Source organism: Nostoc sp. FACHB-190 (genome assembly GCF_014696905.1).
Classification (GTDB): domain Bacteria; phylum Cyanobacteriota; class Cyanobacteriia; order Cyanobacteriales; family Nostocaceae; genus Nostoc_B.
Map to the genome: position 1 here is coordinate 1 of NZ_JACJQW010000064.1, position 26,630 is coordinate 26,630.

General features: G+C 41.7%; 22 protein-coding genes. 12 read left to right on the forward strand and 10 right to left on the reverse strand.

Going from position 1 to position 26,630, the window contains the following annotated elements; translation table 11 throughout:
* The first annotated feature begins 216 nt into the window (after window positions 1-216).
* Window positions 217-393 (forward strand): hypothetical protein, encoded by a 177-nt coding sequence (locus H6G28_RS33915; RefSeq protein WP_190591936.1) that lies wholly within the window; start codon window positions 217-219, stop codon window positions 391-393.
* Here H6G28_RS33915 and H6G28_RS33920 read toward each other — a convergent pair.
* Window positions 390-2,078, reverse strand: a complete 1,689-nt coding sequence (locus H6G28_RS33920) for a fasciclin domain-containing protein (RefSeq protein ID WP_190677502.1) — start codon at window positions 2,076-2,078, stop codon at window positions 390-392. The genes H6G28_RS33915 and H6G28_RS33920 overlap by 4 nt on opposite strands.
* Before the next feature lie 621 nt (window positions 2,079-2,699).
* Between H6G28_RS33920 and H6G28_RS33925 the strand changes: the two genes are divergently transcribed.
* The 5 genes from H6G28_RS33925 to H6G28_RS33950 all read left to right on the forward strand — a co-directional run bounded on the left by H6G28_RS33925 (window position 2,700) and on the right by H6G28_RS33950 (window position 7,636).
* Window positions 2,700-3,473 carry an MlaE family ABC transporter permease gene (locus H6G28_RS33925; protein ID WP_190677504.1) on the forward strand — a complete coding sequence of 258 codons (774 nt, stop codon included), beginning with the start codon at window positions 2,700-2,702 and terminating at the stop codon, window positions 3,471-3,473.
* A 152-nt stretch (window positions 3,474-3,625) separates the two neighbouring features.
* Window positions 3,626-4,357 carry a hypothetical protein gene (locus H6G28_RS33930; RefSeq protein WP_190591939.1) on the forward strand — a complete coding sequence of 244 codons (732 nt, stop codon included), beginning with the start codon at window positions 3,626-3,628 and terminating at the stop codon, window positions 4,355-4,357.
* A 209-nt stretch (window positions 4,358-4,566) separates the two neighbouring features.
* Window positions 4,567-5,154 carry a Uma2 family endonuclease gene (locus tag H6G28_RS33940; protein WP_190677506.1) on the forward strand — a complete coding sequence of 196 codons (588 nt, stop codon included), beginning with the start codon at window positions 4,567-4,569 and terminating at the stop codon, window positions 5,152-5,154.
* A 410-nt stretch (window positions 5,155-5,564) separates the two neighbouring features.
* A complete protein-coding gene (locus H6G28_RS33945; protein WP_190591941.1) occupies window positions 5,565-6,332 on the forward strand; it encodes a DUF1350 family protein in 768 nt (255 codons plus the stop codon).
* A gap of 167 nt (window positions 6,333-6,499) precedes the next feature.
* Window positions 6,500-7,636 (forward strand): PP2C family protein-serine/threonine phosphatase, encoded by a 1,137-nt coding sequence (locus H6G28_RS33950; RefSeq protein WP_190591942.1) that lies wholly within the window; start codon window positions 6,500-6,502, stop codon window positions 7,634-7,636.
* Here the strand turns inward: H6G28_RS33950 and H6G28_RS33955 are convergent, their stop codons facing one another.
* The 5 genes from H6G28_RS33955 to H6G28_RS33970 all read right to left on the reverse strand — a co-directional run bounded on the left by H6G28_RS33955 (window position 7,637) and on the right by H6G28_RS33970 (window position 10,117).
* Window positions 7,637-7,963: an STAS domain-containing protein gene (locus tag H6G28_RS33955; RefSeq protein ID WP_190591943.1), complete on the reverse strand. Its 327-nt coding sequence runs from the start codon at window positions 7,961-7,963 to the stop codon at window positions 7,637-7,639. It lies immediately after the preceding gene.
* A 375-nt stretch (window positions 7,964-8,338) separates the two neighbouring features.
* Complete coding sequence (locus H6G28_RS37555) at window positions 8,339-8,470, reverse strand: hypothetical protein (protein WP_277877311.1); 132 nt, start codon at window positions 8,468-8,470, stop codon at window positions 8,339-8,341.
* A 44-nt stretch (window positions 8,471-8,514) separates the two neighbouring features.
* On the reverse strand, window positions 8,515-9,177 hold the full coding sequence (grpE, locus tag H6G28_RS33960; protein WP_190591944.1) for a nucleotide exchange factor GrpE: 663 nt from the start codon (window positions 9,175-9,177) through the stop codon (window positions 8,515-8,517).
* An 80-nt stretch (window positions 9,178-9,257) separates the two neighbouring features.
* A complete protein-coding gene (locus H6G28_RS33965; RefSeq protein ID WP_190591945.1) occupies window positions 9,258-9,749 on the reverse strand; it encodes a Dps family protein in 492 nt (163 codons plus the stop codon).
* A 104-nt stretch (window positions 9,750-9,853) separates the two neighbouring features.
* Window positions 9,854-10,117: a ParB N-terminal domain-containing protein gene (locus H6G28_RS33970; RefSeq protein WP_190591946.1), complete on the reverse strand. Its 264-nt coding sequence runs from the start codon at window positions 10,115-10,117 to the stop codon at window positions 9,854-9,856.
* A gap of 115 nt (window positions 10,118-10,232) precedes the next feature.
* Between H6G28_RS33970 and H6G28_RS33975 the strand changes: the two genes are divergently transcribed.
* The gene (locus H6G28_RS33975) at window positions 10,233-11,900 is read left to right on the forward strand and encodes a SpoIID/LytB domain-containing protein (RefSeq protein WP_190591947.1); all 1,668 of its coding nucleotides are present in this window, start codon (window positions 10,233-10,235) and stop codon (window positions 11,898-11,900) included.
* 193 nt (window positions 11,901-12,093) lie between these two features.
* Here H6G28_RS33975 and H6G28_RS33980 read toward each other — a convergent pair whose 3' ends face one another.
* Together H6G28_RS33980 and H6G28_RS33985 are read right to left on the reverse strand one after the other, a co-directional pair.
* Window positions 12,094-12,393 (reverse strand): ferredoxin, encoded by a 300-nt coding sequence (locus H6G28_RS33980; RefSeq protein ID WP_190591948.1) that lies wholly within the window; start codon window positions 12,391-12,393, stop codon window positions 12,094-12,096.
* A gap of 352 nt (window positions 12,394-12,745) precedes the next feature.
* Window positions 12,746-13,042 (reverse strand): ferredoxin, encoded by a 297-nt coding sequence (locus H6G28_RS33985; RefSeq protein WP_190591949.1) that lies wholly within the window; start codon window positions 13,040-13,042, stop codon window positions 12,746-12,748.
* 316 nt (window positions 13,043-13,358) lie between these two features.
* Here H6G28_RS33985 and H6G28_RS33990 point away from each other — a divergent pair, with 316 nt between their 5' ends.
* The 3 genes from H6G28_RS33990 to H6G28_RS34000 are packed head-to-tail and all read left to right on the forward strand — an operon-like array spanning window position 13,359 to window position 15,457.
* A complete protein-coding gene (locus tag H6G28_RS33990; RefSeq protein WP_190677508.1) occupies window positions 13,359-14,369 on the forward strand; it encodes a Gfo/Idh/MocA family protein in 1,011 nt (336 codons plus the stop codon).
* A 5-nt stretch (window positions 14,370-14,374) separates the two neighbouring features.
* The gene (gene map, locus H6G28_RS33995) at window positions 14,375-15,145 is read left to right on the forward strand and encodes a type I methionyl aminopeptidase (protein ID WP_190677510.1); all 771 of its coding nucleotides are present in this window, start codon (window positions 14,375-14,377) and stop codon (window positions 15,143-15,145) included.
* A 57-nt stretch (window positions 15,146-15,202) separates the two neighbouring features.
* Window positions 15,203-15,457 carry a DUF433 domain-containing protein gene (locus H6G28_RS34000; RefSeq protein ID WP_242054734.1) on the forward strand — a complete coding sequence of 85 codons (255 nt, stop codon included), beginning with the start codon at window positions 15,203-15,205 and terminating at the stop codon, window positions 15,455-15,457.
* A gap of 67 nt (window positions 15,458-15,524) precedes the next feature.
* On the opposite strand, the gene H6G28_RS34005 is transcribed toward H6G28_RS34000, so the two are convergent.
* Window positions 15,525-16,997 (reverse strand): adenylate/guanylate cyclase domain-containing protein, encoded by a 1,473-nt coding sequence (locus tag H6G28_RS34005; protein ID WP_190591953.1) that lies wholly within the window; start codon window positions 16,995-16,997, stop codon window positions 15,525-15,527.
* The gene (locus tag H6G28_RS34010; RefSeq protein WP_190591954.1) at window positions 16,994-18,019 is read right to left on the reverse strand and encodes a putative pterin-binding protein; all 1,026 of its coding nucleotides are present in this window, start codon (window positions 18,017-18,019) and stop codon (window positions 16,994-16,996) included. The genes H6G28_RS34005 and H6G28_RS34010 overlap by 4 nt, the downstream gene beginning before the upstream one ends.
* Before the next feature lie 292 nt (window positions 18,020-18,311).
* Here H6G28_RS34010 and pruA point away from each other — a divergent pair, with 292 nt between their 5' ends.
* Window positions 18,312-21,293 carry an L-glutamate gamma-semialdehyde dehydrogenase gene (pruA, locus tag H6G28_RS34015; RefSeq protein ID WP_190677512.1) on the forward strand — a complete coding sequence of 994 codons (2,982 nt, stop codon included), beginning with the start codon at window positions 18,312-18,314 and terminating at the stop codon, window positions 21,291-21,293.
* A gap of 391 nt (window positions 21,294-21,684) precedes the next feature.
* Window positions 21,685-26,630 (forward strand): SPM autocatalytic domain-containing protein (locus H6G28_RS34020; RefSeq protein WP_199333005.1); only part of this gene is annotated, 4,946 nt, incomplete at its 3' end.

Sequence of the window (26,630 nt, forward strand, 5' to 3'; positions counted from 1 at the left end):
TAAGACTCGGAGCGTTTTTGGTAACGCACATTGTTTAACAATGTTCCTAACAGAGCAGTGGCAAGCGAGACAGGAAGCCTACAGTGTACCGAAGGTCGCTGTAGGTACTTCACAGTTTACACTAATCTTGAGCATTGCCCGCCTGACAAAACTTGCAATTGATATGATCTATTCCCCATCCCTTCTCCAACGCGGAGAGGGGAATTTTAATGTCTGATGCACCTAAAATTGCGGAAAATAGCAAAAGCGATCGCCATCATTAACCCCAAGACAGGGATAATTATCCTCATGCTACAATTACAATCATCCGCTTTGGAAGAGCAAGCGATCGCCCATCCGCAAAGACAAACGATCGCCATCTGTTTTAAACCTCAATACACCGTATTGAATTAAAAGTTGTAACCAATACCGAAGAGTAAACCAACATCAGTCTGATCTAAAAAAGCAGCATTGACAGTACCATTTAGGGTAAAGCGATCGCCTAACGGTACATCCACACCACCAGTTAACAACAGTCCAACATCAGCATCATTGCTAGTTTCGATAGCGACACCAGCACCAACAAAAGGTGAAACAGGAAAACGTTGCTCACCTGTGGGATTAACAGAACGAGGTAAAAAGTCAAAGGTTACAGGTACTAAAACCACAGTGTCATCACCAAAGACGGCGGAAGGACGTACAGAAATATAGTTAGTTAGCCCGACTTTACTAATTACGGCAATATTTCCTTCACTTAAAGCGGAGTCTCCACCCAAACCAATGTTACCAGCAACACCAATATAACTAGAACCGCCACGGGTAGCTCTACCAGCCTCAATATCCGTAGTTGTGCTTCCAGGAGTAGTTTGATTGTTGTCTGGTGGTTGTTGGCTGACATTCAAGTTGGGTGGAATTAGAACTTCATTAATAACGTGAATCACACCATTACTAGCTTGAACATTCGCTTGAATCACTCGTGCATCGTTGACAGCGATTTGATTATTTGCACTGTCCACCTTGATATTTACAGACTGATCCTCAGCCGTTCTCAATTCGCCTGGTGTCAGTTGACTAGAAGTTAATGAGCCAGGAACCACATGATATCTGAGAATTTTCACTAACACTTCTCTATTTTCTGGCCGTTGTAGCTGTTCAATAGTACCAGCAGGCAAAGCAGCAAACGCCTGATCTGTAGGCGCAAACACTGTATAAGGGCCTGGTTGTTGTAGAGTTTCAGCTAAACCTGCTGTCCGTAATAAAGTCGTTAAGGTAGTAAAAGAATTATTAGATGCAGCGACGGAAACAATATCGTTACCAGTTTGAGTATTACCAGTATTGCCAGCCACTATATAATTAGCAGCCGTCACATTACTAGACAGAGGTTGGGCTTGTCCTTGTCTAACCAAAGCTTGATACAACAAACTTGCAGCTTCAGCACGAGTTAAAGGAACTTGGGGATTAAGTTGTTTAACATCGGGATAATTGACAACAATGTTAGCTTGAGTCGCCGCAGCTACAGTGTTGACTGCATAGTTAGGAACTGTTGAAGCATCTGTATAGTAAGTGGTGAGAACATCAGAAGCATTGCCGCTAGTATTTAAATTTAAACCACTTGACAAAGCTGCGATCGCCTGAACTTTGGGAATTTGCAAATTAGGGCGAAACTCATTCCCAGGATATCCCGTCATAAACCCAGTTTCGTAAGCTTCTTGAATTGACGGAGCCGCCCAATAGCCAGCAGGTACATCTGTAAACCCACCCGCACTAATTTGCCGAACCGGATTTTGATTAAAAGCTTTTTGAATCATCGTCGCAAATTCGGCACGAGTTACTGCTTGGTTAGGTCTAAATGAACCATCAGGAAATCCCGAAATGACATTTCTGGCTGCTAACGCTTGAATAAAAGGAGTTGCCCAGTAATCTGTACTCACATCAGAAAAATTACTAGCAGCAGTTGGAGAAGGTGTCACCGATGGCGCAGGTGTCACCGATGGCTCTGTTGTTTGTGCCGAAACTACTATGGGGTTAAATGCCGCCGTTGCTACTCCTAAAACCACCAAAGTTGTTTGTGCTAATGACCAACCAAGTAAACTACCCATGAAAATTTCCTCCAAAACAAAGTAGAAATATGAAAAATTCAAATATTCCCAGACATGACAAATTCACCCAACATGAAAAACCACAGGCTTTTCATACTAGGAAGCTCATTGCCGTTCATGAGCTAAAACAATACTTCCTTTAAGTAATTCAGTAATCTTCCTGCTGCATGATATTTAGTAATATTAGAAGTAACAAATCGCTGCTACATCTATAGTTAATATTTCCAAAAATTACTAAATTTCAACAACTAGCTAAAAGGTTACATTTTTTAAATAAATTCTCTTACCTTAGATAGTTGGTCTATTTATGATATTTTGCTAAAAAATCAGCCCAAACCAGCAATTACCCTGCATAATTAGAGTATAACCACCATCAGACTGCCAGCTTTTCAGGATGTAGTGCAGTATGCAAAATAATTTTTGAGTTTGTTTTGCTAAACTTCAAAACAAATAAAAAATCTATTTGATTAAGGTGTATAACTGCAAAAGTGTGGACAAGCACTTCCCTACCAGCAAAGTGCGTTTCTCTCCCTTGTCTCTTTTATCCACATATCAAACAGAACTGCGATATCTTTTATTCCCAATGATTCTGTGTCAAAACTCAGTCTGAAGGAGGGGAAATTGCCCCCGAAACAAAATCTCGAACAATTATGGATTATACGTTGTGGTGCGGCTATTTTGCTGTTTGGTCAAGTTATACTTCATTTGCTTCAGGGAAAAGCTTACTATCGCAAAATTCTAGAACACATGGTGACAGCCGGGCCTGGTTCTATCTCGCCAGTGCTGCTGGTGAGTGGTTTTGCGGGGATGATTTTTACAATTCAAACCGCCAGAGAATTAGTTCAATTTGGTGCTGTGAGTGCGGTGGGGGGTGCGTTTGCTTTGGCTTTTTGCCGAGAATTAGCACCTATTTTGACGGCTAGTATTCTTGCAGGACAAGTCGGTTCTGCTTTTGCGGCTGAGTTGGGTGCAATGCGTGTTACAGAACAAATCGATGCACTTTACATGCTCAGAACTGATCCGATAGATTATTTAGTACTACCTAGAGTCATCGCCTGCTGTTTGATGATGCCTTTAATGATGATTTTTGCTTTAATTATCGGCATCATAGGCGGTGTATTTGCTGCATCACAGTTTTACCAGATTGTTCCAGAAGCCTTTTTAGAATCAGTCAGAAATTTTTTAGAACCCTCAGATTTAATGATTATTTTGTTAAAAGGATTCATTTTTGGAATTTTGGTGGCTGTTAATGGTTGCAGTTGGGGACTAACTACAAAAGGCGGTGCAAAGGAAGTTGGAGAATCAGCCACAACGGCAGTTGTTACTACTTGGGTATCAATTTTTATCATGGATTTTATCATCACTGTATTACTTTCTGGACAGCCTAATATTTAGTAATATTTCATTTTTTAAGTACTTCTGCGGAAGCAAAACTAGTGTTTTTATACTAACTTTCTCGAAGTAAAAAATTCTTGCCAAAATGACATTTGATTTAGCAATCTGGAAATTTGATTGTTATATTGTATTAAATGACTATGTAGCTAATTATGGGGAAAGCTGTGCGTGATGATTTACAGGGCTTAGAAATTAGTCAAAAAGAATTACAACAACTCACTAATTTGCCTGTCAAATATCAACTAGTTTTAATTACTAATCCTCTAAAAGAATTTAGTAAACAATTGGTATATAAAATGAAAGGTTCTGAAGGCGCTACAGTAGTCTTTATTAGCTTTTCTATATTTGTTTTCACTTATTTAATTCTGGATATTATTATTAAATTATTTGCCAATTGGCTCACGATTCCGTCTTGGATATTACTACTATTAATGTGTTTTTTCGGTAGTGCTGGCATACAGTTAATTTTCTATTTGCTGTGGCGCAATATTCAGAAAATATTAAAAGAGAATATGACTAGTTCTCTGCACATTCTCTTAAATGATGTTGACCGATATAATGCAGTGATTAAAGCCATAGATATTAATGACCAAATAGAAGCGGCGGGAAACCACGAAGTTAGTATTCAAGAACGAGAAAAAGTAATTGCTGCATTGCAATTTACTAGAGCCGATTTAGTACGAGCTTTGAAAACCGAAAGAATTCTGCGCGAAAATAAGAATTTTATTATTCATAATGCTGAATTATTTGCCAATAATTTAGCCGCTTTGGCAACAATGCAAGTTACAGAAAAAGCGAGTGAACATGGCAAGTTATTAAATGAAGCATTACAGATTGCTTTAGATGTGCAGTATGAAATGAAAAAATTGCAAAGTCAAGGATGAAGGTGAGACGGCAATTTTAGTGAGGGTGAAAAGGGAGACAAGGGAGACAAGGGAGACAAGGGGGACAAGGGAGACAAGGGAGACAAGGGAGACAAGGGAGACAAGGGAGACAAGGGGGACAAAGGGGACAAGGAAGATAGTCAATACTAGATTTTTGGGAACTTTTACTGTGACTGCTATAGTTGGAAGCAGGAGCTAAAAACATCGCTATGACTGCAACTACTAAGAAACTAACTTTTGCAGAGTATCTCAAGTATAGTGATGGCAAAGATACTCAATATGAATTAGTAGATGGAGAACTTATCCCCATGAGTCTTGGTACTGGCAAACATGGCAGTATTTCCAAGTTTTTAGAAAGAACTTTTGATGATGAAAGTGCCAAGATGGGTAAGAATTGGACAGCACAAAAGTTCTCTGTGGGAGTGCGATCGCCACGCGGGGGACGTTGGGATACTTCACGCATTCCAGATGTAGTGGTGTTATTAACTGTGCAGTGGGAAGCAATGTTGAATCGAGAAGCTGTGATTGAACTTGATGAAACTCCTCCCATATTGGTTGTAGAAGTTGTCAGCGAATCGACTCAAACGACAGATTATCGCCACAAGCGTTCTGAGTATGCAGTGCGCGGAATTCCTGAATATTGGATTGTTGATCATCTTCAACAGGTAGTAACAGTATGCACGTTAGTAGAAGGTTTCTACGATGCTGTTGCATTCCGAGGAGAGGAACGGGTTATTTCTGCGACTTTCCCTGATTTGAATTTAAGTGCTGCACAAATTTTGGCAGGAAGGAACTGAGTTAAACGAGTTGAGTAAATCTGCGATCGCATCATTTTTTTGTTGCTCAGTCTGCAAAGCTCAGTATTTCTCTGATTCTGACTCCTGATACTAATACCAATTCGCAATGACGCGACGCTCGTTCCTCGCTAACGCTTCGCTATCGCAGGCTCGCTAACGCTGCGCTAACGCAATTAAGAAATCTAGCTCCAGTAAGACTTTCCTGATTTCTATCTGTCACATTCTTTTCTTAAATTGGTATAAGTTGCGTTCAGAAATAGTATTCCTACTCCCCACTCCCTACTCCCCACTCCCTACTCCCCACTCCCCACCCAAATGACTATCTTTGATTGCAACTTGGTATGAATTCCCCAGTGTCGCGGTTCCCAGTCTAATATAAAGAAGTGTAAATTAAGCGATCGCCTACAGGCATGGACTGGAAAGAAATTAGAGGTAACTGGGTACTGGTTCCCAAAAATCCTATAGGTATTGTCCATTTTTTAGGGGGTGCTTTTGTGGCTACTGCACCCCACCTAACTTACCGTTGGTTACTGGAAGAGGTAGCCAGTAAGGGATATCTTGTGATTGCGACTCCCTTTGTGAATACTTTAGATCACATAGCGATCGCCCAATCTGTTTTGTTAAACTTTGAACGCACCCTCGAACGCTTACACGACTCTGGTTTATTGCGTAAGCTGTATCTTCCTACTTATGGTATTGGCCATAGTATGGGTTGCAAACTCCATTTACTCATCGGTAGTTTGTATTCTGTAGAAAGAGCCGGAAATATCTTAATATCCTTTAATAACTATGCGGCTAAAGATGCTATTCCTTTAGTTGAGCAACTCAACTCTAGTTTGGCAATTGAGTTTACACCTTCGCCATTAGAAACTAATAAGATTGTCCAAGAAGGTTATAAAATCCGTCGGAATTTACTCATTAAATTCAATAACGATAACCTCGACCAATCAGCAGCTTTAACCAAAATTTTACAACAACGCTTTCCAGAAATGGTTACAGCACAAACCTTACCTGGAACTCATACAACTCCTCTCGGACAAGATATTCAATGGCAAATTGGTACTTCATTCACTCCTTTTGATGCTTTGGGACAATGGTTTAAGCAAGAAGTTTACCGCGATTTACATCAACTTAAGCGTGCTATTCTTCTCTGGATGAATCCTTTATCGCCACCGTAATTGTTGATATGTTCCTGAACAGATATGGCATTCCTAAAGATACCTGATTTTTTTGAGAAGTCGGGTATCTGACAGCAAATAACTTTAGGAAAGTTGAGAAATTTTAAATTTGTTAGTTTGTTGATTTTTTATGATATCAAATAATAATTAATTATATCAAAATTTTTATGTTACAAATATTAGTAATCGATGATGATCCAACAATACAAGTATTTCTCAAAAGGCTGTTAGAAAAACAAGGGTATGAGGTGATTACAGCCTGTAATGGCGAAGAAGGCATTGAGAAAGCGATCGCCTACCATCCAGCCCTAATTATTTGTGATTGGATTATGCCTGGATTAAACGGGCTGGAAGTATGTAATTATATTAAGAATGATCCGAATTTATCCACCAGTTTTTTTATTTTATTAACATCATTAGATTCGGTTGCCGATCGCGTTAAGGGTTTAGATGCTGGTGCTGACGATTTTATCACTAAACCTATCGAGCAGAACGAATTAAAAGCCAGGGTTAGGGCTGGATTAAGACTGCATCAATTAAGTCGAGATTTACAAATTCAAAAGCAGCTTTTAGAAACAGAATTGGCACAAGCGGCTGAATATGTGCGCTCACTTTTACCTTTACCAACCACAGAACCATTTAAGATTAATTCCTGCTTTATTCCTTCACGGCAACTTGGTGGTGATTGTTTTGATTATTATTGGTTGGATGATGATTATTTGGCAGTTTATTTATTAGATACAGCCGGACATGGACTTAGGGCTACTCTCCCATCTATTTCGGTGTTAAATTTACTGCGATCGCGGGCTTTAAAAAGTTTAAATTACTATCAACCGAGTGATGTTCTGCGCGGATTAAATGAAACCTTCCAGATAGATTATCAAAATGATAAATACTTTACCATTTGGTATGGAGTTTATCACAAAGTCACCCAGCAGTTAGTTTATGCTAGTGCTGGGCATCCGCCAGCCGTATTAGTATCTGGCAAATCCCCAAAAAATCCCGAAGTGCAGCTATTGAGAACTCCTGGTATGCCCGTGGGTATGTTTCCTGAAGCAAAATATGTTGATGCTTGTTGTCAAATTACTGACTTTAGCAATCTCTATATTTTTAGTGATGGGGCTTACGAAATCACCAAAACTGATGGAACTCTTTGGAGTTTAGATGGGTTAATTCAAATATTAGTCAGCATACAAAATACCTTTGATTGCCCACTAGAACAAGTGCTAAATTACCTAATTGCTTTAAACTCCAAAGAGAATTTTGATGATGACTTATCAATCTTACAAATTCAATTTCAGTAATTAATTTTTAGAAAGTACAACTTGATGAAATTCATCTTGGCTAGGAAAAATTTCAAAAACTTTATCCATACCAGTCAATTCAAATAAAATTCTCACTTGTTCATTAATAGAACAAAGCACTAATTTTGTACCTGTAGCTCTTAATGTTTTGAAAGCTAAAACTAAAGCCCCCAGGGCTGAACTATCCATAAATGTCACATCTTGGCAGTCAACTAGCACAATTTTTGCACCAGTTCCTTGAAGTTCAGTAATATTTTCTCTAAGAATTTGTGAATTGTTAGTGTTGATAATACCATTGAGCTTTACAACTTGTACTTGATTATCCATAGTATTTCCCCATTGTTGTATGAAAAGATGCTGATTTTGTTAGTATTATATACTAATAGCCATTTTGAGCAGAATAAAAGTCATTAATACTAGTATTTGCTAAATTGATGGCATTATTTTGGCGATGTAACGGTTGATAATACATCCTCAATTCTATTTAAGAAGTATCCATAATTTCATTTATCAAGGTTAATAAATACCCAAACATTGCTGTATTTAGCGTACCGTAACTTAAATTACAAAATTATATTTTTGTAGTTAAGTTTTGCAGAATTGCCATCAAAAAGAGTTAGATATATGAACATAACCGAGAAGTAAAACTAATTTTTGTATCAATCGCGCCAGAATATGTAGCAATCTTATTTGATTTCTCAACTACTCGTTTAGGTAGAGAATCAGGAAGGGTATAGTAAATAAGATGGAGAGTCCCTGAATAAATTTACGGAGATTTGCAGCAGCGATCGCCTCGACTTTCTTAGTATTCCCAATATTTGTAATTTTTTTCACAAAATTCCGTTCAGTAATCAATTAAAAATTTAAATATCATTGCCTCAACCTGAATCAATGGGACTTACGGTGACTCGATAAAGTAATTTATCGCCTTGCAAGTAGCCACTGTAGCGGACTTTGACTAATTCACCAGGCTGTGCATTTCCTTTGCTTAATTGATGTTTTTGGGGATCATAGGGGATTTCTGCGCCGATTGGTGCGATCGCTTCTATCTCCCAGGCTTGTAACAGTTTTTTGAGTGAGTTTTCGATTAATGGTAGTATCTTCACCGCTTCCAACTGAGGATTTTCCCGTGCTTTTTGAGCCGCAGCCGGAAACTGCAATAATAAAGATTCCAGCAGTTGCAAACTCGACTGCTGGAATTCTTGGAGTAATAACTCTCGTTGTTGTTTGATTTGTAATTGCGATCGCTGGTATTCGGTTTTTAAATCAGCAATCTCTTGCAACATCTGTTGAGTAGCAACTTGATCAGCTTGATTCAACTCCAGAGATGAAAAAGCTGTAACCAGTTCATTTAACGACACCTGGAGAACAGAAGCCAACTTGAGTAACACATCAACTCTGATTTGTTCTACCTCTCCCCGTCGTAACCGCAATATTTGCCGTTCGGAGACACCGGTCGCTTTACTCAAAGCTTTAAAACTTGTAATCCCGACTTTTTGGGATAAATCTTGCAGTTTTTGCGTGAAATCAAGATTTGCCATCGCTCAGGAAAGAATAAAGGCTTAAGGATGAAGTATGAAACTCATACTTAAAATACTTCACGCTTCATCCTTCACATTCCTTATTCTTCCAGCAAACTTCTCAACATCCAAGCAGTTTTTTCATGGACTTGCATACGCTGAGTTAACAAATCGGCTGTGGGTTCGTCGTTGACTTCATCTACTATAGGAAAAATCGATCGCGCAGTTCGCACTACCGCTTCTTGTCCTTCCACTAGCAACTGAATCATCTCCTTAGCCTTTGGTACTCCTGGGGTTTCGGGAATGGAACTGAGTTTGGCATATTCGCTATAAGTTCCAGGTGCGGGATAACCCAAAGCCCGGATGCGTTCAGCAATTAAATCCACGGCTAAAGCTAGTTCTGTATACTGAGTCTCAAACATCAGGTGTAATGTTTGAAACATTGGCCCAGTAACATTCCAGTGGAAGTTATGAGTTTTAAGATACAGTGTATAAGTGTCTGCCAATAGACGGGACAATCCTTCGGCAATTTTGGTTCTATTTTCTTCGTCGATGCCAATATTTACATTTTTTACTGTTGCTTGAGATGACATAATTTTCTCCTAAACTTATTATTTGAGGATGAGGGGCTAAAAATGATGAAGTTCAAAGGCTGAATTATGAAATTCCATACTTCACCTTCATACTTTATACTTCTTTACGCTAAGTGCATCTTGAGAACGCTGCGAGGAGCTTTACGGACTCTGGCTAATATGGTTTCTTGTCCTAAACGCTGACAAGCTTCATAACGATGGCAGCCAGAAAAGCCATAATATTGGCCGTCTACTTCTAAAACATCGATGGGTTCTTGCTGTCCAATCTCCGCAATGGATTCCATTAAGGCTTTGACCTTGTTGGGATCGTTAACACGGGGTAGGGGACGTTTAATTTGATTTAAGGGAATTTCTTGGACTTTAGCCATCAGGAGTTAATCCAACTAATTCTGTTCTGTGCCTATAGATAAATCATAGTCGTTATGACTTTGGTTTGCAAGTAATTTAGGTAGCTAAATTGGCAATGGTACTATTGGAGCGTTCATGCGACAAAACCACTACGCTACAAAGCAAATGGTAACTCTGCCCCAGCGCAATACGAAAAGGCAGAATCAAGTCACAGTCGAATTTTCGTTTTGGCGTTTGTCTTACACAGTAGTAACGACATTTTGCCTATTGGGGCTGACAGCCGCATCCGGGCCGGGAAGTAACAGCCAAGATGTAGAATTAAGAGTCGGAATTATTCAGAGATTTGGCGAAAAATCCACAGCCAAGCTGCAACTAGAACCGACAAAAGGCGATCGCTTGCGGTTAAGCTTTCCTCTAGGTAACAAGCAACAGACCATAGTCACTGACAAACCGGTAAAACTAGAAACAGTGATGCAAGCTGTGGCTAAACCTGTAGTTCAGGAAGTAGTGGTTTTAGGGACATACCGTACCTTTGAAACAGCAGAAGACAGCGCCAAAAAATGGCGATCGCAAGGGGTAGAAGTAGAAATTGCCCAGCCAGAACGTTGGCAAGTTTGGGCCAAGCGGGATGTTTACAGCACAGCTTTATTGCGTCGCTTGTTATTTGAGAACTTGCAAAAGTCTGGCGCAAAAATGGCATATATCGATACGAAAGTGCAGAAAGAAGTACCGCAAATCAGTTGGGTAGTAAATGGTAAACGTTACAACCCGATGAACTTAGCCATCAGCGCCGATAAAAACTTAATTCGCATCAACAAAGGTGAAAAATCGGGAACTGGGCGGGTGTATGCGGGGCGAATGGCGTTGCAGCCCAACGCTTACGGTACATATACATTAGTCAATGAAGTCTCCTTAGAAACGTATTTACGTGGTGTTGTTCCCAACGAAATTGGGTCAGATGCGCCCAAAGCCGCCTTAGAAGCCCAAGCAATTTTAGCCCGTACCTACGCTTTAAGAAATTTGCGGAGATTTGCTGTTGATAACTACCAATTGTGTGCTGATACCCACTGTCAAGTTTATTATGGGCTGAGTGGGGCAACTAGCAAAACCGATCAAGCGATCGCGGCGACTAGAGGCATGGTAGTAACTTATAACAACCAATTAATTGATGCCTTGTATTCTTCTACAACCGGGGGTGTCACAGCCTTTTTTAGTGATGTCTGGAATGGGGAAGATCGTCCTTATTTAAAACCAGTAGTTGATACGCCGATTAATTTTTGGGACTTATCACAACAGAGTTTGGCTGATGAAGAGAACTTCCGCAAATTTATTAACATGAAGCAAGGCTTCAATGAAAGCAACTGGGATGTATTTCGCTGGAATAAAGAAACTTCCATCGAAGATATAGCCAAAGATTTACAAAAATTCTTGCGCGTCAAAAACAGCCCCTACGCTAAGTTTAAAACCATTGAAGCGATCGCAGTCACCAAGCGTAGTCACAGTGGGCGTATCCTCGATTTAGCAGTCAAAACCGATATTGGCGTATTTACCTTACACAAAGATGAAGTACGCAGCGCCTTTGCTGCACCTGTGAGTACATTGTTTTACCTACAACCCTTAAATAAAGGCCAAGCCGAACTATGGGGTTACGCCTTTATTGGTGGAGGACTAGGACATGGTGTTGGCTTGAGTCAAACTGGCGCACAAAACTTAGCCAAACTGGGCTGGGAAACGTCAAAAATTCTCCAGTTTTACTATCCAGGGACGAAAATTCAAATCTTCAACGACAAGATTAAGTTGTAAATCGGGCTGATTGACATCAACTTATACTCTAATGACTTACGCCAGCAAACAAAAAATGTAAGAAGTTAGAAAGGTGTAGGGGTGTATGTATCCAAAGCCCTTACACCGTTCGGCTGACGCTCACGGCGAAGCCCCATACCCTTATACCCCTATACCTAATCTCCACAGACAAACTTTGTACGTAAATCCTCTATTAGTAGAGTTCTTCTTCTTTGTGAGTTTGGATTGTAACATCAGAGGTAGGATAAGCTACACAAGTTAGTACATATCCAGCTTCGATTTGATCATCATCTAAGAAAGACTGATCGGACTGGTCAACAGTACCACTTACCAACTTACCTGCACAGGTGGAGCAAGCACCAGCACGGCAAGAGTAAGGTAAATCTAAACCTTGGTCTTCAGCCACATCTAAAATATATTCATCATCTTTAACATCAATTGTCTTTTCATTGCCTTCTTGATCTATCAGAGTAACTTTGTAAGTAGTTGCCATTTCAGTTTCCTCTCTTTTTTAAACGGCGGTATAAGTTATGCTAAAGCAGCACTCACGGCTGAACTGATCAAATTAGCCGTCTATGCAAATTTCCTTTAACTTTGATACTAAGGGAAAATTTAAACCTTGTAACCGGAAATTGAATGCGATTAGGAATGAAATTTACTTATATAGAAGTAATAAGTTTAATTTATGACTACCAACTTGTAGGTGAGCAGAAAAAACAGGAACGCACCTTTTAATCAGGGTACATTCCTGCTAATTTTTATTTGCTCTAATACTCAAGTCCTTACGTTGCAGTTACACATCTCACTTAAATCAATAACCTGTAAGAACTGATAGAACTTAACTTTTAGTAGAGGTCTTCTTCTTTGTGGGTTTCGATTACAACATCAGAGGTAGGATAAGCTACACAAGTCAGGACATAGCCTTTTTCGATTTGATCGTCATCTAAGAAAGACTGATCAGACTGGTCAACAGTACCAGAAACAAGTTTACCTGCACAGGTAGAGCAAGCACCAGCACGGCAAGAATAAGGTAAATCCAACCCTTTGTCTTCAGCAATATCTAAAATATATTCATCATCAGGAACTTCAATTGTGGTTTTATTACCTTCTTGGTCTATCAGTGTAACATTGTAAGTTGCCATTTCAGGATTCCTCTCTTTTGTAAACGGCAGTATAAGTTATGCTAAAGCAATACTTACGGCTTAACTTATAGGATTAGCCGGTCATGAAAATTTACTTCAATTCTGATACTACGGGAAAAACTAAACCTTGTAACTGGAAATTCAACGCGATTAGTAATGAAATTTAGTTACATCAAAATAATAAGTTTCATTTATACTTGGCAGGCAAAATAGGGGCGTGGAGAGTACGGATATGCAGAATGCAAGGGGCTTAGGGGTGTAAGGGTTTGTGGCGGAAGGGTTTTAGATACATACACCCCTGTTTCCTTTGAAAATCATGTATAATTCAGAGGCAGTTTTGGGACAAGCACAAGTGCGCGTCGGCTTGGTAGGTACTGGGTATGCAGCAAAACTCAGAGCAGAAGCACTGCTGCAAGATGAGAGAAGCCATCTCGTTGCAGTGGTTGGTCATACCCCAGAAACAACAGAAATTTTCGCAAAAGAATATCAAACCTCAGCTTTAAATTCTTGGCAAGAGTTAGTAGCGCGGGAAGATGTGGATATGGTGGTGATCTCCACAGTGAATCGAGATCATGGAGCGATCGCCCGTGCTGCCCTGACCCACGGCAAGCATGTAGTTGTAGAATATCCTCTAGCAGTGGATTTCACAGAAGCCGAGGAGATTATCGCCTTAGCCAAAGCCCAAAAGAAATTACTGCATGTAGAACATATAGAACTTTTGGGTGGCTTACACCAAGCTTTAAAACAAAACTTAGAGCAAGTGGGGGACGTGTTTTATGTCCGCTACAGCACGATCAATCCCCAAAATCCGGCTCCGCGCAAGTGGACTTATAATCATGAATTATTTGGCTTTCCGTTGATTGGGGCAATTTCTCGGTTACATCGCCTGATTGATTTGTTCGGAAAAGTCTTTACAGTTAACTGTCATCAGCGATATTGGGCAGTAGAATCAGAGTACTATCAAACTTGTATGTGTGTGAGTCAACTGTGCTTTCACAGTGGACTGTTAGCCCAAGTAATTTACGGCAAAGGTGAAACAATTTGGCAGCCAGAGCGAAAATTTGAGGTTCACGGCGAAAAAGGCGGTTTAATTTTTGATGGTAATACTGGCTACTTAATTAAACCCGGAGAAACCACAGCCATAGATGTGGGAACACGTCGGGGTTTGTTTGCCAAAGATACAACTATGGTCTTAGACCATTTGTTTGATGATGCTCCGTTGTATGTCACTCCCGAAGCAAGTTTATACACGCTCAAGGTAGCCGATGCTGTCCAAAGAGCAGCAAACTCAGGTTTAACTATATTTTTGAATGATGCTTTAGATTAATGCCCATGAAAACCGAAACAATCGTTATTTTATCCTCAAGAGAAATTGAAAAAATGCGTCGGGCAGGACGCTTGGCGGCTAAACTTCTAGAGCATCTGGAACCACTAGTGAAACCTGGGGTAAGTACACTGGAACTCAATGATGAAGCGGAACGTTGGACACAAGCGCACAATGCTAAAAGCGCACCCTTGGGTTATAAGGGTTTCCCAAAATCAATCTGCACCAGCGTGAATGAGGTCATCTGTCATGGCATTCCCAATGCTAAACAAATCCTCAAAGACGGTGACATTATTAATATCGATGTTACGCCGATTGTAGATGGATATCACGGTGATACATCAAAAACATTTATTGTTGGTAATGCTGCTGCTAAAACGCAACAATTGGTAGAAGTAACTCAAGAGTGCCTATATCGTGGAATCGCGGAAGTCAAACCAGGCGCAAAGGTTGGTGATATTGGCGCAGCGATTCAAGAATATGCAGAGTCTCAGGGTTTTTCTGTGGTGCGGGATTTTGTCGGACATGGCATTAGTAATATTTTCCATACAGCGCCTGACATACCCCATTATGGGACTCGCGGTAAAGGTAAGCGTCTCAGACCTGGAATGGTATTTACCATTGAGCCGATGATTAATGAAGGCACTTGGGAAGTAGAAATGTTGAGTGATGGTTGGACGGCTGTAACACGCGATCGCAAATTGTCAGCCCAATTTGAACATACAATTGTGGTGACAGAAGATGGGGTCGAAATTCTGACTCTGCCTGAAGCTGAGTAAAGGCTCTAGACCGCTTGGGCGTTTGCTAGTATATGAAGTAAAAAGCTGATGAGGTCTATGACTCTAGCAATTGCCCTTGAACCTACGCCTATAGAGACTGATTCTGATGGGGTTGTCAGAGTTGCAAAGACTCGTGTCACCCTAGACACTGTTGTGACAGCTTTTTTAGAGGGATGTACGCCAGAGGAAATAGCAGAACAGTATCCATCGCTGCAATTACCGGATATATATATATGGTCATTGGTTACTATCTTAGACATCGAGATGAGGTTCATACCTATCTTGCAGAACGCCAGTATCAGGCAAACATGATTCAGCAGGAGGTTGAACAGCGTTTTAGTCCCATTGGGATACGCGATCGCCTATTGGCTAGGCGAAATCAATCCATCGGTGCCAGCAAAAGAAGTTCGTAAACAGCGATCGCTTCATCCTTACCTTTTAACTTTACTGCTTGCTCCACCAATTTTAATGAGAATAAATCTGGTTGAGATAAACTCTCAATCACTGCTTCTGTTACCAAAATTTTGCAGCCATATTGTTTAGTTAAGCCTTCAATGCGTGAGGCAATGTTCACAGCATCACCGATGACTGTAGAATCAATGCGGCCAGTAAATCCAACTGTCCCCATAACTACTTCACCGCGATGCAAGCCAATGCCAATGTTAATTTTGGGGAGGTTTTTTTGCATACGTTCTTGATTAAACTGATCTAGGGCTTGGTGCATTAAAATTGCTGCTTTGAGTGCGCCATCGGTGTTGTCATCATCAAATAATGCCATGACAGCATCGCCAATATATTTATCAATAAACCCACCTGAACGATCAATTACTTGCCCAATACAAGCTAGGTAGTCATTCAAAAATGTAAATATCTCTATTGGTGTCATCATTTCTGAGATGGAAGTGTAACCGCGAATGTCACAAAATAAAATTGTGATGTGGCGTGTGACTGCGATACCTACCTCAATATTTTCGATGCCTTGGGGTGCGATCGCTAAAATAAATTTATTCGGCACAAATAATTCAAACGATGCTAAAGTCTTCTGCAATTTATGAAATGAACTTTGCAATGCAGCAGACATCTCATTAAAAGAATTTGCTAATGCACCAATTTCATCGGCGTTGGTAATTTCGGCGCGGTGTTGCAAATCCCCAGATGCAATTTGAGCCGCACTGGTTTGCAAGCGGCGGATAGGGTTACTCAAGCGTCGCGCCAGAATATATGCACAAACCAAACTCACCAGCAGGCTAATAAAACCAACTATTAAGGCTTTATTCACCGCATTAGCGACAGCCAAGTTAACCTGACGTAGAGAAACACCGATGCGTAAAGTGCCGATTTTGTCCCCTGATAATCTGTAAATTGTCGAAGCAACTTCAATAATGCGATCGCCACGTTTAGCCCTGATATGATTGCCAAAGTTGATATCTGTTAATGCAAATGTTTCAATTGAGTTCGACTTTGGCGACGCTTTCCAGGCGGCATCACTGACTTTTAATGGCACAATATCGGGAATGTATTGTCCTTGTAAATATTCTGGATAGGCAGCAATAATTTGATTTTCTAGCCGCGCATCCGACACTAAAATATACACAAAATCTGCATTTTCTCGCAGCATCACATTTAAGTTGAGGCGCATTTGACTCCAGTTGCGCTCTTCCAGGTGATTCGCAAAGGTAGATGTTCCTAACACCCTAGATACAAATCTCGCTTCATTTAATTTCTGCTCTCGGTAAAGGGTATTTTCAGTTTTCGCCCATACCAAAACAATTGCACCTACTAACGCCACATTTAATAATGTCGTTGCAGTGATGATTCGCGTCCGAATCGAGCGGAAACTAAATAATTTCATGGTGTAGTAGTTAATTCTTCTACAAATGTTACCCAGCGCGACTGGCTAAGTTTAGCAGGACATTGAGAACTGAAAGCCAAAGTTAGAGGGCCTCCCATTTTGGCGGGAATCAATTCGCGGCTTTCTCCCCAACGGGTAACGAGTAAAATATCGCACTCAGATAAATCTTGAGTCGCCAACCGCACCGGAGCATCTTCATAAAAGGGTGCTTTACCCCGAATTATGACTCCTCCCTGGGCGGGTAATGGTTCTGGAAAACTAGAGAAAATATCCCGCAGTCTCACTCCAGAAAGCTTGACTTTACCACTAGGCCAAGAAATGCGATAACCAACAGTTTGTTCTAAAGTGACTTGCGGTAATTTATCTAAGGTAGCTAAGTTGACTTGATGTTGATTAACTCGTAATTTAACTGGTTCTGTTCCCACTATGATATTGCTTACGTAAAACGCCCAATTGGTGGAATCATACTTTTGTTTTAGCTGGGGATATTGAGTATAGGGAAAAACTAAATAAAGTGGCCCACCTTGAGCGCGAGCAATTGGTTTGTTATTTTTAGCGATCGCTAGTGTAATTGGATATTGCCATAAATCTTTCAGGCTGAGGGTAGTGTAGTAAGAATCAAAGGAAACAAAAGTTACATCGGTGACATGACTGGCGACAGCAAACTGTTGTAAAAGTACCGCCACAGGCACACCCCGAAAATCAAAAATCTCGTTAGAATGCAGGATGTCTAGAGGATCAGTTGTTTTGAGATGATTGGTTGCTAAAGTTTGTAACTGCTGCCAATTGAAATTTAAAGATTTGCCAGTAGTCGTTTCACCTTGAATAACCAAATTCCACTGACTTTGCTGTGCTTTTTTAGTGTTATTTGCAACAATTTCCGCATTGCGGGCGATCGCTTCTTTGCGCCATACTTCCAGTTGTTTATCTGTTGGTTGGTTTGTGCAACCACCCACACAGACAATTGCGATGGTTAAAGGTGTTAAGGCTAAGTTTTTCCACAAATTGAGATGCAACCACATTGTTAAGTTGATGAGTGCGGAGTTAATAGATGATCCCCCCGCCTGCGGCGACCCCCTTAAAAAGGGGGTTATAGAAGCTTGTTAGCCCCCCTTTTTAAGGGGGGTTGGGGGGATCTTAGTTGAGTGCTGAGAAAGATCCAAGCACCGTAATACTGTTTTACTCTGCGTGCCAGAATGTCCTAGAAAAACTTAACTATCCTAAGAATCTGGTAGCAGCAAAATTCAAGAGTCACAATAGAAGACGCGGACTGTTCACAAACAGTTATGCACTAAATTAAGGAGATTATTATCTGTGGTGTTACAAATACAAACCAGCATCTACGAACCTAAAACCCAAGAAATTGCTAAACAACTGTTAACAGCTACCCAAGAAAATCGTTCGTTTTTAGCTTCCTTGCGTGATCAGATGCGCTGGGATGATAAACTACTCGCTTGGGCAATGAGTAATCCGGGTTTAAGGGTGCAACTTTTCCGCTTTATTGATACTCTGCCGGCGTTACGCAGTAAACCAGAAATTGCCGCCCATTTACAAGAATATTTAGGCGATGAAACTGTCGAATTGCCAGCTGCCCTCAAGGGGATGCTCAATTTTGCCAATCCTGATTCTATGCCGGGACAAGTGGCGGCAACAACTGTCTCAACGGCGGTGGAAACATTAGCACATAAATATATTTCTGGCGAAAACATTAAACAAGTCATCAAAACAGTTGAACGCCTGCGGAAAGAAAAAATGGCGTTCACGATTGATTTACTTGGTGAAGCCGTAATTACAGAAGCAGAAGCGCAGTCTTATTTAGAACGCTATCAAGAATTAATTGCCCAGTTGGTAGAAGCATCAAAGAATTGGACGACTGTTGCAGCGATTGATCAAGCAGATGGTGAACAGTTAGCCAAAGTCCAGGTTTCTGTAAAATTAACAGCGTTTTATTCGCAATTTGACCCTTTAGATGCTGAAGGTAGTGAGGCCAGAGTTAGCGATCGCATTCGTAATTTATTACGTTATGCCAAAGATTTAGGCGCAGCTATTCATTTTGATATGGAACAGTATGCGTATAAAGATTTAACGCTGAATATTTTGCAAAAGTTATTGTTAGAGGATGAGTTTCGCCAACGTACAGATATCGGGATGACAATTCAAGCATACTTGCGTGACAGTGAGCAAGATGCCAGAAATGTGATTGCATGGTTGAAACAGCGCGGATATCCTTTGACAGTTCGCTTGGTGAAGGGTGCGTATTGGGATCAGGAAACGATCAAAGCAGCGCAAAAGCATTGGCCGCAACCTGTTTACAATGACAAGGTGGCGACAGATGCGAATTTTGAAACGATAACTCAGTTGTTGTTAGAAAATCATCAATATGTCTATGCTGCCATAGGTAGTCATAATGTGCGATCGCAAGCACGGGCAATTGCGATAGCGGAAAGTCTGAAGGTTCCCCGGCGTTGTTTTGAAATGCAAGTGCTGTACGGGATGGGGGATAAGTTAGCTAAGGCGTTAGTTGATCAGGGTTATCGCGTTAGGGTTTATTGTCCTTACGGGGAATTATTGCCGGGGATGGCTTATCTGATTCGGCGGTTATTGGAGAATACGGCTAATAGTTCGTTCTTGCGGCAGAATTTGGAGAATCGGCCTGTGGAGGAATTACTAGCGCCGCCGGTTTTGAATTCTCACGCAGAGACGCAGAGACGCGGAGAGGAAGAGGGTAAGTTTGTGGGTGCGGCGGATACCGATTATGCGGAGGAGGAAAGAAGAAGAAAGGCGGCACAGGCTTTTGAGGGGGTGCGTCGGCAGTTTGGTAAGAGTTATTTGCCTTTAATTAATGGGGAGTATGTGAATACTCTGGAGGTGATTGATTCTGTTAATCCTTCTAATTACAGTCAGGTGATTGGTAAGGTTGGCTTGATTAGTGTGGAACAGGCGGAACAGGCGATGCAAGCGGCGAAGGCGGCGTTTCCTGGGTGGAAGAAAACGCCTGTGAAGCAACGGGCTGATATTTTACGCAAGGCGGGGGATTTGTTGGAACAACGTCGGGCGGAGTTGTCGGCTTTGATAGTGTTAGAGGTGGGTAAGCCTGTTAAGGAAGCAGACGCAGAGGTTTCGGAGGCGATAGATTTTTGTCGCTACTACGCTGATGAGATGGAGCGGTTATATCAAGGTATTAATTATGACGTACCTGGAGAAACTAATCGTTATATCTACCAGCCACGGGGAATTGCGGTGGTAATTTCGCCGTGGAATTTCCCGTTGGCGATCGCCTGTGGAATGACTGTGGCTGCTTTGGTTACGGGTAACTGTACACTGCTCAAACCTGCGGAAACATCTTCGATTATTACTGCCAAACTCACAGAAATATTAATTGAGGCGGGGATTCCCCAGGGTGTTTTTCAATACGTCCCCGGTAAGGGTTCCCAAGTCGGGGCATATTTGGTGAGTCACCCTGATACTCATGTAATTGCTTTTACTGGTTCTCAAGAAGTGGGTTGTCGGATTTACGCAGAGGCGGCAACTTTGAAGCCGTTGCAAAAGCACATGAAACGAGTAATTGCCGAGATGGGCGGGAAGAATGCCATCATCGTTGATGAAAGTGCTGATTTAGACCAAGCTGTTGTCGGGGTTGTGCAGTCAGCCTTTGGTTACAGTGGGCAGAAATGCTCGGCTTGTTCGCGGGTGATAGTTGTGGAATCAATCTACGATGCTTTTGTTGGGCGGTTGGTTGAGGCGACAAAATCCTTGAATATTGGCGAAGCTGAGTTACCCAGTACCCAAGTAGGGCCAGTGATTGATGCTAACGCCCGCGATCGCATCCGCGAGTATATTGAAAAAGGTAAGGCAGAAGCAAAACTAGCCTTAGAGTTACCATCGCCAGCCCAAGGTTATTTTATCGGCCCGGTGATTTTTAGTGAAGTCCCACCCGATGGCATCATTGCCCAACAAGAAATCTTCGGGCCGGTGTTAGCTGTAATTAAAGTCAAGGATTTTGCCGCAGCGTTGAAGGTTGCGAATTACACAAACTACGCCTTAACTGGCGGGTTATATTCCCGCACACCTTCCCACATCCAGCAAGCACAGGAAGAATTTGAAGTCGGCAACTTGTACATTAATCGGAATATTACGGGAGCGATCGTGGCTCGGCAACCCTTCGGCGGCTTTAAACTTTCTGGCGTAGGTTCTAAAGCAGGCGGCCCTGACTACTTGCTACAGTTCCTTGAACCCCGCACAATTACAGAAAACATTCAACGCCAAGGCTTTGCACCCATCGAAGGCGCAGAGTAATCTCGTCAAAACTCTCCGAGCCTCCGCTTACTGAGCGCAGTCGTTCGCGTTAGCGTCTCCGAAGGAGAAGGAAGTCGAAGTACGCGCCTGGAGCGTGAGTCAATCATTAATATAAACGTAAAAATCAGGTGAGGATTACACACCTGATTTTTTTTATGAGGACTGACGCAAAAACCTAAAAACATATTTATTGCTCATCTTTGTGACGCAACATTAAGTTTATGTAAATAAATATGCTTAGTTGTTTTATTTATTTTGTATCAAGATAGACCCCAAATTTCATAGTTACTTCATAAATAGCTGAAAAACCAATAAACGAATAGTGATATTCTCAGTATAAATTCTGAGCCTTTCTTTAAATCATTCTTTACACAGATAAAATCAATTACTTATGAGTAGCACAGTTACTTACAATTATGTTTCTCCAGGAGTTATCAACGTCACTGATGCTACCGGAGCTACTACTCAGATTAGTTTTACCAGTACAGGTCAAATCCAAAGCATACAAGATGCGCTCAACCGCGTCACGCAGTTTAGTTACGACACCAATGACTATCTCAGTCAAATCACTGCACCAGGAAATATCATTTCCAAATTTAGCTATGATGCCCAAGGGCGATTGTTAAGTCAGACTGACCCATTAAATCAAACAGTTAGCTTTACCTACGGAGCAAATTCTGATTCGCTAACTAAAGTTACAGATCCCAAGGGTCAAGCAATCCAGTATGGGTACAACAACTACGGCGAATTGACCAGCATTACCTATGCTGATGGCAAGTCTGAAACCTTTACCTATGATAAATTTGGCAACTTAACCCAAGCAACAGAGCGTAGTAACGATACTTTCCAATACACCTACGATAGTGCAGACAGAGTCACCCGCAAAACCTTTGATGACGGCACATTTGAACAATACGCATACGATAGCAACGGTAATCTCACCTCAGTTCGGGATGTGAGCGGCGGGACACAAAGCCTGGTATACGATGCTAATAATCGCCTCACAAAAATTACTTATGCTGATGGTCGCTTTCTAGAGTATACCTACGACGCTCAAGGTCGGCGGACTCAAATGAAAGACCAAAGCGGGTTTACGACAAATTACAGCTATGATTCTGATGGCCGTCTGGCAAATTTAACCAATGGTGCAGGCGCAACAATTATTTCCTACACCTACGATGTTTTGGGTCGCTTGTCGCGGGAAACTAACGGCAATGGTACTTACACCACCTACACCTATGACAGTGTAGGGCAAGTAACGAATATCACCAACTATAAATCCACAGGTACGATTAATTCATCGTTTCAGTACACTTATGATAATTTAGGACGGCAGACAGGGGCGACAACGCAGGATGGTACTTGGGCATATACCTACGACACGACGGGACAGTTGACCCGTGCGCGATTTACTTCTACAAATGCCAGCATTGCCAATCAAGATTTGCAGTATGTCTATGATCCTGCGGGTAATCGGATTCGCACGATTGTTAATGGAGTTACAACCAATTACACCGCAAACAACTTAAATCAATACACCACCGTTGGTAGTGCAATTTATACCTATGATGCTGATGGGAATTTAACTAAAGTTGTTGATGGAAGTAATACCTGGACTTATGTATATAACGATGAGAATCAACTGATTGGAGGAACGACACCAACCGGGACGTTTAGTTATGAATATGATGCCTTTGGGAATCGGAAGGCGGCGGTTTTCAACGGACAGAGAACAGAGTATTTAGTTGACCCGTTTGGGTTTGGTGATGTTGTTGGTGAATATAGCGGTGGTGCGGCGACCAATTATATTCATGGGATTGGTTTAGTAGGTCGGTTTACTGGGGCGAATGCAGCTTACTACGATTCGGATTTATTGGGTTCGACAGTTGGGTTGACCAATGGGACAGGTACTTATGTTAACCGTTATGCTTATCGTCCCTATGGAGAGAATTTGCTGACAACAGAGGGAGTTGCTAATCCCTTTGAGTTTGTTGGGCAATGGGGGGTAATGGATGAAGCCAATGGTCTCGATTTCATGCGGGCTAGATATTACAGTGCGGGAACAGGAAGATTTTTAAGTGCAGATCCTATAGGGATTAATGGAAGAGACACTAATTTTTATCGATATGTTTTCAATCAGCCTACTACTTTTACAGATCCTAGTGGAAACTTATTTTGGATAGCTTTTGGTTTTGGTCTGGGTCTTGGTCTGGGTCTTGGACTTTCCGGGGGCATAACAATAAACATAACCCCGAATATCAATATCAACATTAACAGCAATAACTTCAACAACAACGGCAATAATAACGGCAATAACAATGGTAGTAATAACGGCAATAATAACTTCAACAACAATGGTAATAATAACGGCAATAACAATGGTAGTAATAACGGTAATAACAACTTAAACAGACCTGATCCCAATAACCCTCCCCAACCTACGCCACCAGTACCACCTCAACTACCAAATAATGTTGTTTCACCATTAGTTCTAGATTTAGACGGCGACGGTGTTGAACTCATATCTCTGCAAAACTCATATACCTTCTTTGACCTAGATGCAGATAATTTTGCAGAACAAACAGGTTGGGTAAAATCTGACGATGGACTTTTGGCACTTGATAAAAATGGTGACAAACGCATCAATGACATCACCGAACTATTTGGTAACGCCACCACGGACGGATTTATCATCCTCAAAGAACTTGATAGCAACAACGATAATGTCATTAATTCCCAAGATGCTCAATTTGCTAACCTGCTAATTTGGCGGGACAGAAACCAAGATGGTTTTAGTGATGTTGGCGAACTCCGCAGCCTAGCAGATTGGGGTGTTACAAGTATTAACCTCAACTACCAAAGTGTAAATCAAACAAATGAAGGCAATCGCATCAGTAGTATTAGCAGTTACACTCGCACTGATGGTACAACTAGAGAAATTGTTGACGTTTGGTTTGCCCTCAGCCAACTAAACACAATTTATGAAGGCGAATATCAATTAAAAGCTGAAACTTTATTCCTCCCATCACTGCGGGGCTTTGGCGAGTTACCAAATTTGTACATCGCCCTGAGCAAAGACCCAACGCTGTTGGGCATAATGCGAAATATTGTTACTTTAAGTACCGAAAACTTCCAACAATTCCACAACCAGTTTATTTCCCAAGTAGAAGCACTACTTTACCGTTGGGCTGGCGTAGAAAACGTTGCCACAAATAGCCGAGGCTCAAATGTTAATGCCCGCAAGCTAATTTTCTTAGAAAAATATGTTGGGGACGACTTTCTTCAGGGTGGCTCTAATCCAAATCCGGGGCCACAAGCAGGAAATGCTATTCATGAAATGTGGAACAACCTATTCCGCGAACTTGTAGGGCGTTTGCTTGTTCAAGGGCAAATGCGTAATTTATTCCCCAACTCCACTTTTAGCCACAATACCGACACACTAGAAACTAGCACTAGCCTTGATACAATTTTAAGTGGACTGGCAACCAATGCACCCACTAGCACTAATGAGGCGATTTTATACTGGAACTTTGCCGTTGCCGCTTTAGATGCCTTCGAGAATCGATTTAATCTGTCTCCAGAAGATTTTGACACTCGCATCAGTCAAACTTTAGCAAATGCAGGATTTTCAGGATTTCTTAACACCCTCCGCCAAGCTGATTTTCTGCAAGCTTTTGCAAATGTCATTTTCGGCACATCAGGCAACGACACACTCAACGGTGGTACAGGTAATGACCAAATTAACGGTGCTGCTGGCAATGATGTAATTTCAGGTGGGGCAGGAAATGATATTTTAGATGGTGCTTTGGGTAATGACACTGTTAATGGGGGTGATGGCAATGACACCATCAAAGCAGGATTGGGTACAGACACGGTAGATGGAGGCAACGGTCAAGATACTCTAGAACTGGATTTATCCGCGCAAACAGCAAATCTAACCATCACTAATCCGCTAAACGGTGGAAGCTTACCGGGTATTATCTCTGCAACAAATTTTGAGTTTATCAAACTCACCACAGGTAGCGGTAACGATAGCATAACCCAAGCCAGCATCATCAATGGAAACGTGTTCCGTAGCAATGATGTGTTTAATGGTGGTGCAGGAAATGATGTTATTAATCCAGGGTTAGGGGTTAATGATCAAGTAAACGGAGGATCTGGGATTGACACCCTCATCTTGAATTATTCTGTTGATGACGTTGGCAACAAACTACAATTTACTCTTGCTGGTAGCAATGCTAATGGCATTTCTGGTAGTGCGGGACGTACTGCAACTAACAATAGCTGGCTAGATTCAATTAGTTTCTCTGGGATTGAGCGATTCAATATTACAGGCACACGCAACGCAGACACCATCACTACTTGGAGTGGCGACGACACTATTAACGGTGGTGCTGGTAACGATATTCTCGATGGTGGTGGTGGTAACGATACAATCAATGCTGGCGATGGTAATGATACTGTCATCGTGAGAACTTTAGGCTTCACTGCTGATGGTGGTGCAGGCACAGATAAACTGGTGCTTAACCTTTCGGCTCAAACTACTGCAATTAATATTACTCTCACTCCAACCGGCATTAACACTCCTGGCGTAACAAATACTATTACCAATTTTGAATCCATTTTATTAACCAATACTGGCAGTGGTAATGACACAGTTAATACTACAGCAGTTAGCAGTAACTATTGGATTCGCAGTGGTGCTGGTAACGATACGGTGAATTCTGGTGCGGGACGCGACCGCCTCGAAGGTGGTGACGGTGATGATATCTTACGCGGTGGTGCTGGTGATGACACTGGCGGTCAATCTTACTCCACACCAGATAGTAGTGCTTCTGAAGCCGCCGGATTATTTGGTGGTGCTGGCAATGACCAGTTGTTTGGTGAAGCTGGGAATGATGCTTTGTTCGGTGGTGATGGTAACGATACCCTCACTGGTGGCGATGGCGATGACTTCCTTGACGGTGGTGCAGGTGTTAACCAAAGCATTGGCGGTTTAGGTGTTGACCAACTGCGGTTAAATTATGCCAGTGCCACTACTACAGTTAACGTCACTTATACCAGCACCACTTCTGGAACGGTCACTGACGGTAACACCTTCCGGGAAATTGAGCGTCTCAACTTAGATACTGGCAGTGGTAGTGATACTCTCAATGTCACAGCACTAACTGGTAATTCTCGAATTCGTAGTGGTGCTGGTAACGATACTGTCAATGCTGGTGCAGGACGCGACCGGATAGAAGGTGGCGACGGCGATGATATCCTGCGTGGTGGTGCTGGTGATGACACTGGCTTTCAATCTTACTCCACACCTGATAGCAGTGGTTCTGACGATGC